The sequence below is a fragment of the Photobacterium sp. OFAV2-7 genome, from assembly GCF_022347985.1.
Classification (GTDB): Bacteria; Pseudomonadota; Gammaproteobacteria; order Enterobacterales; family Vibrionaceae; genus Photobacterium.
Genome location: NZ_JAKRFQ010000082.1, coordinates 1 through 10103 on the forward strand (window position 1 = coordinate 1; position 10103 = coordinate 10103).

10 protein-coding genes are annotated in these 10103 nt (G+C 50.4%); 7 read left to right on the top strand and 3 right to left on the bottom strand.

Going from position 1 to position 10103, the window contains the following annotated elements:
* Position 1 precedes the first annotated feature (1 nt).
* Genes thrA through thrC form a run of 3 tightly spaced genes read left to right on the top strand, consistent with a single transcriptional unit; the run spans position 2 to position 4679 of the window.
* Positions 2-2431, top strand: coding sequence for a bifunctional aspartate kinase/homoserine dehydrogenase I (thrA, locus tag MHN01_RS07430; RefSeq protein WP_239410741.1), 2430 nt, complete (start codon positions 2-4; stop codon positions 2429-2431).
* A 2-nt stretch (positions 2432-2433) separates the two neighbouring features.
* On the top strand, positions 2434-3390 hold the full coding sequence (gene thrB, locus MHN01_RS07435) for a homoserine kinase (protein ID WP_239410742.1): 957 nt from the start codon (positions 2434-2436) through the stop codon (positions 3388-3390).
* A 2-nt stretch (positions 3391-3392) separates the two neighbouring features.
* A complete protein-coding gene (thrC, locus tag MHN01_RS07440) occupies positions 3393-4679 on the top strand; it encodes a threonine synthase (protein WP_239410743.1) in 1287 nt (428 codons plus the stop codon).
* A 129-nt stretch (positions 4680-4808) separates the two neighbouring features.
* On the opposite strand, the gene MHN01_RS07445 is transcribed toward thrC, so the two are convergent.
* Entirely contained in the window at positions 4809-5993 is a 1185-nt protein-coding gene (locus MHN01_RS07445) for a dicarboxylate/amino acid:cation symporter (RefSeq protein ID WP_239410744.1), read from the bottom strand.
* 289 nt (positions 5994-6282) lie between these two features.
* Positions 6283-6660: an autonomous glycyl radical cofactor GrcA gene (grcA, locus tag MHN01_RS07450; protein WP_075762571.1), complete on the bottom strand. Its 378-nt coding sequence runs from the start codon at positions 6658-6660 to the stop codon at positions 6283-6285.
* 361 nt (positions 6661-7021) lie between these two features.
* On the opposite strand from grcA, the gene nfo reads away from it, so the two are divergent.
* The 4 genes from nfo to MHN01_RS07465 all read left to right on the top strand — a co-directional run bounded on the left by nfo (position 7022) and on the right by MHN01_RS07465 (position 9640).
* The gene (nfo, locus tag MHN01_RS07455; RefSeq protein WP_239410745.1) at positions 7022-7867 is read left to right on the top strand and encodes a deoxyribonuclease IV; all 846 of its coding nucleotides are present in this window, start codon (positions 7022-7024) and stop codon (positions 7865-7867) included.
* Positions 7868-8066: 199 nt separating this feature from the next.
* On the top strand, positions 8067-8201 hold the full coding sequence (locus MHN01_RS24515; protein ID WP_255725094.1) for a hypothetical protein: 135 nt from the start codon (positions 8067-8069) through the stop codon (positions 8199-8201).
* A gap of 102 nt (positions 8202-8303) precedes the next feature.
* The gene (ung, locus tag MHN01_RS07460; protein ID WP_239410746.1) at positions 8304-8984 is read left to right on the top strand and encodes a uracil-DNA glycosylase; all 681 of its coding nucleotides are present in this window, start codon (positions 8304-8306) and stop codon (positions 8982-8984) included.
* Between the two features lie 122 nt (positions 8985-9106).
* Complete coding sequence (locus MHN01_RS07465; RefSeq protein WP_239410747.1) at positions 9107-9640, top strand: hemerythrin domain-containing protein; 534 nt, start codon at positions 9107-9109, stop codon at positions 9638-9640.
* 84 nt (positions 9641-9724) lie between these two features.
* On the opposite strand, the gene MHN01_RS07470 is transcribed toward MHN01_RS07465, so the two are convergent.
* Complete coding sequence (locus tag MHN01_RS07470) at positions 9725-9907, bottom strand: DUF3545 family protein (RefSeq protein WP_239410748.1); 183 nt, start codon at positions 9905-9907, stop codon at positions 9725-9727.
* Between the last annotated feature and the right edge of the window lie 196 nt (positions 9908-10103).

The window sequence follows — 10103 nt, forward strand, 5'->3', positions numbered from 1 at the left end:
ACTGGCAGATGCGGACCGTTTTTCACGGGCAGCAGATATCATTGCCAACAATGCCCAGCAGGGTGAAGTGTCGGTGGTGCTGTCGGCACCGGGCAAAGTCACAAACAAGCTGGTCTCGGTTATTGAAAGTACTGTCAGTACTGGAGAGGCTGAGTTGCAGATTGCCGATTTGGAAGCGGTATTCAAAGAGCTGTTTGCTGGATTGCTGGAACTGGAACCGAAGTTTGACAAGGCGTTGCTTGATGCCAAGCTAGCCAGCTCGCTGGGCCAGTTAAGACAGTATGTACACGGCATGAAACTGCTGGGCCTGTGTCCGGACAATGTCTATGCCAAAGTGATCAGCAAGGGTGAGCGCCTGTCTATTGTGGCGATGAAAGCCATGCTGGAAGCCAAAGGCCAGCCTGCCAGCCTGATCAACCCTGTCGAGCGCCTGCTTGCCCATGGAGACTACCTCGAAGCCCATGTCGATATTGAAGTCTCGACCAATAACTTCAAGCAAGATCCGCTGGCCGAGGGCCATGTCCATATCATGCCTGGTTTTACTGCCGGTAACGAGAAAGGCGAGCTGGTTACGCTGGGACGAAACGGTTCGGATTACTCTGCGGCGGTTCTGGCAGCTTGTCTGCGCGCCGAATGCTGTGAAATCTGGACCGATGTTGACGGTGTTTACAGCTGCGACCCGCGCCTGGTACCGGATGCCAGGCTGCTCAAGTCTCTTAGCTATCAGGAAGCCATGGAACTGTCTTACTTCGGCGCTTCGGTGCTGCACCCGAAAACAATTGCACCGATTGCCCAGTTCCACATTCCCTGCCTGATCAAAAACAGTTTCAACCCGCAGGGTGCCGGTAGCCTGATTGGCTTGGACACCGGTGAAGACAAGCTAGATATCAAAGGCATTACGACGCTGAAAGATCTGACCATGGTCAATGTTTCCGGTCCGGGGATGAAAGGCATGGTCGGCATGGCAGCGCGAGTTTTTGGTGCGATGTCGGCTGCCGGTGTGTCAATTGTCTTGATCACCCAGTCTTCCTCGGAGTACAGCATTAGCTTCTGTATTGAAAGCGAAGACAAGGCGACTGCGCAGCAGGCCTTGCAGAACAATTTCGAACTGGAGCTCAAAGAAGGCCTGCTGGAGCCGGTCGAGTTTCTTGATGACTCGGCTATCGTGACCCTGGTCGGTGACGGTATGCGTACTTCTCGCGGTGTGGCCTCGCGTTTCTTCACTTCGCTGGCAGAGGTCGACGTCAATATTATCGCTATTGCGCAGGGTTCGTCGGAGCGCGCCATTTCGGCAGTGATCCCGGTGGCCAAAGTGTCGGAAGCGGTCAAGGCCTGTCACGAGAACCTGTTTAACAGTAAGCATTTCCTCGATGTTTTCGTTATTGGTGTCGGTGGTGTTGGCGGCGAGCTGGTGGATCAGGTACGCCGTCAGCAAGAGAAGCTGGCTGACAACGGCATTGTGATCCGGGTTTGCGGATTGGCAAACAGCAGTGGCCTGCTGCTCGACAGCAACGGCCTGCCGCTGGATAACTGGCGTGATCTGATGGGGCAGGCCAGCGAGCCGCTGAGCCTGGCTCGAATGATCCAATTGGTGCAGCGTCACCATATTATCAACCCGGTGATCATCGACTGTACCTCCGATCAGGGCATCGCCGAACAGTATGCCGATTACCTTGCCGCTGGCTTCCACGTGATCACCCCGAACAAGAAAGCCAATACCGCCAGCATGGCCTACTACCATCAGTTGCGCCAGGCTGCTCGTTCGACTCGCCGTAAGTTCATGTATGACACCACGGTTGGTGCAGGTCTGCCGGTTATCGAGAACCTGCAGAACCTGATGGCGGCTGGTGACGAACTGGAGCGCTTCTCGGGTATTTTGTCTGGTTCGCTGTCATATATCTTCGGTAAGCTGGACGAGGGCATGAGCTTTAGTGAAGCAACGACTGTCGCGCGCAATAATGGCTTTACCGAGCCGGATCCACGTGATGATCTGTCTGGTATGGATGTTGCCCGTAAGCTTCTTATCCTTGCCCGAGAAGCCGGACTGTCACTGGAGCTGGATGATGTGGTGGTCGAGCAGGCGCTGCCGCCGGGCTTCGATGCCGAAGGCTCGGTTGATGACTTTATGGCCCGTTTGCCCGAGGCTGATGCCTACTTTGGCCAGCTGTCAGCTGATGCCGCCAAAGAAGGTAAGGTGTTGCGCTATGTCGGTGAGATTGACAACGGCCGCTGCTCGGTGAAAATTGCCGCTGTAAACCCGGACGATCCGATGTTTAAAATCAAGGACGGTGAAAATGCCCTGGCATTCTACAGCCGTTACTATCAACCAATTCCTCTGGTACTGCGCGGTTATGGTGCCGGTACCGAAGTAACTGCCGCCGGTGTGTTTGCCGATTTGATGCGTACATTAGGCTGGAAGCTAGGAGTCTAACAATGAGTGTTGTAGTTTATGCGCCAGCATCGATTGGCAATGTGAGTGTCGGTTTTGATGTACTGGGGGCGGCGGTGTCCCCGGTAGATGGCTCTCTGCTCGGAGACAGGGTCAAGGTAGCTGCTGGCGACCAGCCGTTTTCGCTAGAATGCGTGGGGGATTTTGTTGCCAAGCTGCCTCAGGTCGCTGAGGAAAACATTGTCTACCGCTGCTGGCAGGTATATGGCCGTGAGCTGGACAAGAAAGGGCTACAACTTAAGCCCGTTGCCATGACGCTTGAAAAGAACATGCCGATTGGCTCTGGGTTAGGCTCCAGTGCCTGCTCGGTGGTTGCCGCGCTGGATGCACTTAACCGTTACCACGATATGCCTCTTGACGAGACAGAGCTGCTGGCATTGATGGGCGAGATGGAGGCAGAGATTTCCGGCAGCCTGCACTATGATAATGTGGCACCATGCTATTTGGGCGGCCTGCAGTTTATGGTGGAAGAGCTGGGGATCATCAGTCAATCGGTGCCGTGCTTTGACGAGTGGTATTGGGTGATGGCCTATCCCGGCATCAAGGTGCCGACGGCAGAGGCGCGGGCAATTTTGCCGTCGCAGTACCGCCGCCAGGATGTTATTGCCCACGGGCGTTATCTGGGTGGCTTTATTCACGCCTGCCACTCGCAGCAACCTGAACTGGCTGCAAGCATGATTAAGGACGTGGTAGCGGAACCTTATCGCGAAAGGCTGTTGCCGGGCTTTGCCGAAGCACGCCAGTACGCCCTGGAAGCCGGTGCCCTGGCAAGTGGCATTTCCGGCTCGGGCCCGACCATGTTCAGTGTTTGTAATGACATTGAGGTGGCTAAACGTATTGCACGTTGGCTCGAAGAACATTATGTTCAGAATGAAGATGGATTCGTTCATGTTTGTCGTCTTGACGAGCAGGGATCAAAAGTAACAGGAAGTGAGCTATAACAATGAAGTTGTATAACCTAAAAGAACATCAGGAACAGGTTTCGTTTGGTCAGGCAGTTCGTCAGGGCCTAGGGCGCAACCAGGGACTCTTTTTCCCTTCTGAGCTACCGGAACTGGGCGATGTTGATGCCTTGCTGGAGATGGATTTTGTCAGCCGAAGCAGCAAGATCCTCTCGGCCTTCATTGGAGAAGAGCTCGCTGGCGAAACCGTCGCCCAGATGGTTGGCAATGCCTTTCAGTTCCCGGCACCTGTTGCCAAGGTGAAAGACGGGGTGTACGCCCTTGAGCTATTCCACGGCCCGACACTGGCGTTCAAGGACTTTGGCGGCCGCTTTATGGCCCAGTCACTGGCGGCAGTCACAGATAGCGATGGCAAGATCACGATTCTTACTGCAACTTCGGGTGATACGGGAGCGGCCGTGGCCCATGCCTTCTATGGGATGGACAACATCAAGGTAGTGATCCTCTATCCGAAAGGTAAGATCAGCCCGTTGCAGGAAAAGCTGTTTTGTACTCTGGGGGGCAATATTAGCACCGTGGCGGTAGACGGTACTTTCGATGATTGTCAGGCGCTGGTGAAGCAGGCGTTTGATGACGAAGCCCTGCGTCAGGAAGTGGGTCTGAACTCAGCCAACTCCATCAATATCAGCCGTCTGATGGCTCAGATTTGTTATTACTTCGAGGCGGTATCCCAGTTGCCTAAAGCCGAGCGCAACAATCTGGTGGTGGCGGTACCAAGTGGTAACTTCGGTAACCTGACGGCGGGCCTGCTGGCTAAGTCTCTGGGCTTGCCGGTGAAACGCTTTATTGCGGCGACCAATGTTAACGATACGGTGCCACGTTACCTCCAAAATGGCGAGTGGGCACCAGAGCCGACGATCCCGACAATTTCCAATGCCATGGATGTGAGCCAGCCAAACAACTGGCCGCGTATTGAAGAGCTTTGCAAGCTAAAAGGCTGGGGACTTAGTGAACTGGGCTATGGTGCGGTCACTGATGAGCAGACGGCTGAAACGCTACGCCAGATGGATGCCGAAGGTTACTTGTGTGAACCGCATGGTGCCATTGCCTATCGAATCCTGAACGAGCAGCTTAAAGAGGGCGAAACCGGTATGTTCCTGTGTACGGCCCATCCGGCGAAGTTCAAGGAAGTGGTTGATGAGATCCTTGAAAAAGACATCGATCTGCCGGCACCGTTGGCTAAGCATAACGCCATGGAGCTGCTGTCGCTAGAGCGTGACAATGATTTTGAACAGCTGAAGGCGGTGCTGAGAAGCGTTCAGGGTTAACATCTATTTATCGCTGTGCGAGCGGGACAACCGGCGCGACAGGATTGAATGAAAAGAAAGGTAGCCGAGGGGAAGATGAGCTTTCCGGCTACCTTTTTTATTACCGTTTTTTATTTTGCGTTATCGACTTTAGCTTTCTTCTTGGACTTGCGGGGCTGATTCTGTCTCAGGCTGGCGCTTGGCAAATTTGTTCACCCACAGGGAAATGGCACCGTCACCAGTGATGTTACAGGCGGTACCGAAGCTGTCCTGTGCCATATACAGGGCTATCATCAGAGCCAGTTCGGCCTCACCGAAACCCAGCATTGTCGACATCAGACCCAGCGCGGCCATTACGGCACCACCCGGTGCACCCGGTGCGGCAATCATTGTAATACCCAGCATCATGATAAACGGCAGCATATCCATCAAAGACGGAATGGCAATATGCTGACTCAGTGCCATGACTGCCGTTGAGCAGGTAACCAGCGTGATGGTTGAACCCGACAGGTGGATAGTGGCACACAATGGAATCGTAAAGTTGGCAATGGACTCATCGACGCCGTTTTCCTTAGTCTGGCGCAGGGTAACCGGTATTGTCGCCGCTGAAGACATTGTACCAATCGCGGTGAAATAAGCCGGCAGCATGTTTTTGATCAGTTTCACCGGCGAGTGGCCGACGGCCATACCGGTAATTGTGTACTGGATTGTGATCCAGATCCAATGCATGAAAATGGCAAGTGCCAGTACCACGCCGAAGGTTTTCAGGGTGGTAAATACCGTGCCTTCGGCTGACATTTCGGCAAAGACGCCGGCAATATAAAACGGCAGCAGTGGAATAATCACTTTGGCCAGCAGCAGATCGATGACGCCGCGTCCTTCCTCGGCAAGGGCTTTCAACTGGGTGCTGTTGGTGATGCTGATACCCAGGCCAAACAGGAAGGCGGTGGCCAGGGCTGTCATCACCCCGAAGAGAGGTGGAATTTCCAGGTTGATATAGCTCGCGAGTTTATCCGATGCATCCGAAGCGGCAGCGGCTGGCTCTGGTAGGCCGGCAATAACCAGACTGGCAACGAGAAAAGCCAGGCTGCCGGCAATGATGGTGGAACCGTATGATAGCGCGACGGTTTTACCTAATAACGAACCGGAGTTTTTTGGCAGGCTGGCAATACCGCTGGTGATGTAGAAAAGGATAATTAGGGGAATTGTGAATCCAATGAGTTGTCCGCCGAGTAGTTTCACTGTGAGCAGGACACGAATGATTGCATCGGGGGCAAAAAATCCGAGTAGGATACCGACCAAAATACCTGTAATTAGTTTTAGTATTAACTTCATTAAGCTGGCTCCTGAGATGTGTGTTTGAATGACTCCATCAGTTGACATTGTCTGCTGAACCAAGAATTGGCATTGGCAGACAATGCTGACAATGTACGCACTTTTTGGTCATAGCGTCTAAGTTTTGGTCAAAAGTGAGAGGTATATATCAAACTTGTTGATTGTTTGTAGTTGAATATAAACTAAACAAAAGAAGGGTGATTGATAAGTTTGGGGCAGAAATGATTTATCGGCAGAGACAAAAAACGGCACCTAAAGTGCCGTTTTATTATCGATTACTTAACAGCGATTATAGGCTGTTAGTAAAGGTACGAGCGATAACATCGCGCTGCTGCTCAGTTGTCAGCGAGTTGAAACGTACCGCATAGCCTGAAACACGGATAGTTAGCTGTGGGTATTTTTCTGGGTGCTTGGCAGCATCTTCCAGTGTTTCGCGCTTAAGAACATTAACGTTCAGGTGCTGACCGCCTTCGATTTTTGCAGGTGCTTCGATTGGCAGCTCGCGGTATTCGATGTCGCCTAGATCAGAAGTAGCTACGATTTGATCGGCCTCGAAACCCGCTTTTGCACTTACGCAACGCGCTTCATTTTTCTCGCCGTCCAGCAGCCAAATTGAATTCAGTAGATCGTCGTTTGCAGCTTTAGTGATTTGAATACCTGTGATCATGACTTACTCCTCCGAAGGATGTCGTTAATTTTTTCGATTTTGTGTCGAGCTGGGTATTATATATCTCGTTAACCCAAAATTGGTATTGATTTAGATCAAATGACAACAAAAAACCTTGAATTGACTAGGGCTGTTTTTTTGAGCTAGGTCAATTAAGCTTTATATTTATTAGTTATTTATCTGTATTTTATATATTCAAAAATTTTTGAATTGATCAAATGTAGTAAAATTACAACAAATCATGAGGTGTATAACCTTGAACGGTTGTAATAATGTGGCCGGTATCAGATCATTTTGTAGTGGAAAACGTTTGAAAATAACGCTGTTCACCAACAACAACACAGTAGTAGAAGGTAGAGTAATGAAGTTAATTGGGGCGCATGTATCAGCCGCTGGCGGGGTATTCAATGCTCCGGTCAATGCCGCTGGTATCGGGGCAAATGCATTTGCACTTTTTACCAAAAATCAGCGCCAGTGGGTGGCAAAGCCGCTGGAAGAGGACACGATCCTGGCATTCAAGGCGCGCTGTCAGCAATACGGCTTTTCACCGGAAGCAATTTTGCCCCATGACTCGTACCTGATAAACCTAGGGGCGCCGGAAACAGAGAAGCTGGAAAAGTCGCGAAATGCATTTGTCGATGAAATGCAGCGCTGCCGGCAACTGGGGCTGACCCTACTTAACTTTCACCCGGGGAGCCATCTAAAGAAGATTTCTGAGCGTGACTGTTTGGCATTGATTGCAGAGTCTATCAATTTAGCTCACCAGGAGGTCCCTGGTGTTGTTGCCGTGATTGAGAATACCGCCGGTCAGGGCAGCAACCTGGGCTGGCGATTTGAACACCTGGCTGAAATTATTGAGCAGGTTGAAGACAAGACACGGGTCGGGGTGTGTATCGATACCTGCCACACGTTTGCCGCCGGTTACGATCTGCGTACCGAAGCGGCAACCGAAGCAACGTTTGCTGAATTTGACCAGGTGGTTGGCATGGATTATCTGCGCGGTATGCACCTGAATGACTCTAAGGGAGGGCTGGGTAGCCGATTAGACCGCCATCATAGCCTGGGTGAAGGAGAGATTGGCTGGGACTGTTTTCGGTTTCTGATGCAGGATCAGCGTTTTGACGGTATTCCGCTGGTCTTGGAAACAATCAATCCTGATATCTGGCAGCAAGAGATCAAGACGCTGCGCTCTTTTGTGCCGCAATAAGGAGCGTCTTTTGTCTGCCGCACTCAATTCGGGCACCTGCCCGCATTGGGTGCGTACCTCTTTCTCAAATTTATTTGGCTTTCATTTTAAATGTTTGATTTGTAAGGGTTGTATCTAAAGGTGAACTTTCTGGCACCGATCTTTCATTACCCATGATAAGAGTATTGTTATTGGTTATTGAAAGGCTTTGGAGGCTACTATGAATACTGACATGATGATCTTGTATATTGGTTATGCAATGCGGTTTCCCCAGGCGAATCGCCCCGTTCAAGGGCGAGGTCACTGGCGGACACCAACTCAGCACCATACCCATCATACGCCCGAGCAGAAGTAGGTTTGAGGTGTCAGAGTGATTGCTCCTGAGGGCAGGCCGCATTTTCTTATTCGTTGAAAGGGGATTAAAATAAGCGGCTTAGTTTAGTATCAGGAGCAAGCCATGAGCCAAGTGATGACCTGGCAGGCGCTTATTCGCCAAGAGCGAGAGCTGCCTTATTTTCAACACATCGAGCAGTTTGTCGCAGCCGAACGCGCGGCGGGTAAAGTTATATTCCCGCCTGAACAAGATGTATTCAGTGCTTTTGATACCACCCCGTTTGAAGATGTCAAAGTGGTTATACTCGGGCAGGACCCATACCATGGTCCAGATCAGGCCCATGGTTTGAGTTTTTCTGTACGTCCCGGGGTAAAAACACCGCCGTCGCTGGCCAATATGTATAAAGAGCTGGCCACTGATCTCCCTGACTTTTCTATACCGCAACACGGTTATCTTCAGCAATGGGCACGCCAAGGTGTGTTGCTGCTGAACACTGTCCTCACCGTCGAGCAGGGCAAAGCCCATTCACATGCCAAAATTGGCTGGGAGACGTTTACCGATCGGGTAATTGAAGAGCTGGATCAACAGCTTGATGGGGTGGTTTTTCTGTTATGGGGATCACATGCACAGAAGAAGGGAAAGAAGATAAATACTGATAAACACCATGTCCTGACCTCAGCACATCCCTCCCCGTTGTCAGCCTATCGCGGATTCTTTGGCTGCAAGCATTTCTCCCAGACCAATATGTTGCTTGAGCAGATGAATAAACCAGCTATAGATTGGAAGTTAGAGGATTGTACCTGATTGAGTGGAATGTAAACTTTTTGTAACTGAATTGAATGTTAAATAATCAGGATCAAAGCGACTTTGCCCAGTTCGGCTTACACTCAAAATAATGTTTAAGGAAGAATATTTGGGAGGGAGCTATGATGTTGGAAAGTATTCATACCGAACATGGCTATATTAACCGGCTGCTGAACATCCTGAAGCAAAAGTTGGTTGCGATTCAGAACGGCAAGCCGGTGAATTATAGTTTGATTAAAGATATCGTCGAATATTTGCAAAAGCACGCTGAGTGCTGCCATCACCCGAAAGAAGATCTGCTTTACCGTTATTATCAGTCTCATTATGCAGACTGTGGTGAAATGCAAAGCCTGGAAGCTGAGCATAAGGAACTGGCCAAGCTAACCCATGAGTTCGCCGATGCCGTGGACATGATCTTGATGGATGCGGTGATCCCCCTTGACGTCTTTGCCGAGAAGCTCAACACTTTCGTGGCAAGGCAAAAAGCCCACCTGGAGTTTGAGGAAAAGCATGTTCTTCCTTTGATCCGCAAAACGTTTACGGCTGAAGACTGGATTGCCGTATCGGCTGAATATCAAGAGTGTGATTGTGATCCGCTATTCGGAGACAAGGTGTCAGAGCGTTACCGCAACCTGGCAGAACGACTGAGTGTGTAGTTCGCAAAAGTTCAGACAGGCTCCCTGAGCTGATAGAAAAAAGCACCGGCAAAATACCGGTGCTTTTTAGCGTTGATGAGTGAATTAATCAATATCGATATCGTCGGAATAGTCGCGGAACATATCAATATCTTCTAATTCTTTACGAAGTCTCTGCTTGTCCTTGAGAGCTTCAATTTCACGCCACTTACGTTTGACGGGTTTGCTGCGTGCAGCACGGCGCGGTGTATCTGTTGCAAGAATGTCATCGAATGCAAAGCTATCCATAAAGCACCTCTTTCCTTACCAGATTGGTCACTAATTAAATATCATATCGGCAATTAAAATAAAATTGACCTGTTTCGCATTTGTTATGTATTTATGAACTTTTTATGAGTGCTACTTCGCAGTTAGCACCTGGTTGATTAAAAAGTGGTCGATTTTGGACTCAAATGATCGAAGGAAAAGAAGCACTTTTCATACT

Excerpts from the sequence above, each read along its gene's own strand:
- thrB (WP_239410742.1), top strand. The coding sequence starts at position 2,434 with ATGAGTGTTGTAGTTTATGCGCCAGCATCGATTGGCAATGTGAGTGTC.
- thrC (WP_239410743.1), top strand. The coding sequence starts at position 3,393 with ATGAAGTTGTATAACCTAAAAGAACATCAGGAACAGGTTTCGTTTGGT.
- MHN01_RS07445 (WP_239410744.1), bottom strand. The coding sequence starts at position 5,993 with ATGAAGTTAATACTAAAACTAATTACAGGTATTTTGGTCGGTATCCTA.
- grcA (WP_075762571.1), bottom strand. The coding sequence starts at position 6,660 with ATGATCACAGGTATTCAAATCACTAAAGCTGCAAACGACGATCTACTG.
- nfo (WP_239410745.1), top strand. The coding sequence starts at position 7,022 with ATGAAGTTAATTGGGGCGCATGTATCAGCCGCTGGCGGGGTATTCAAT.
- MHN01_RS24515 (WP_255725094.1), top strand. The coding sequence starts at position 8,067 with ATGAATACTGACATGATGATCTTGTATATTGGTTATGCAATGCGGTTT.
- ung (WP_239410746.1), top strand. The coding sequence starts at position 8,304 with ATGAGCCAAGTGATGACCTGGCAGGCGCTTATTCGCCAAGAGCGAGAG.
- MHN01_RS07465 (WP_239410747.1), top strand. The coding sequence starts at position 9,107 with ATGATGTTGGAAAGTATTCATACCGAACATGGCTATATTAACCGGCTG.
- MHN01_RS07470 (WP_239410748.1), bottom strand. The coding sequence starts at position 9,907 with ATGGATAGCTTTGCATTCGATGACATTCTTGCAACAGATACACCGCGC.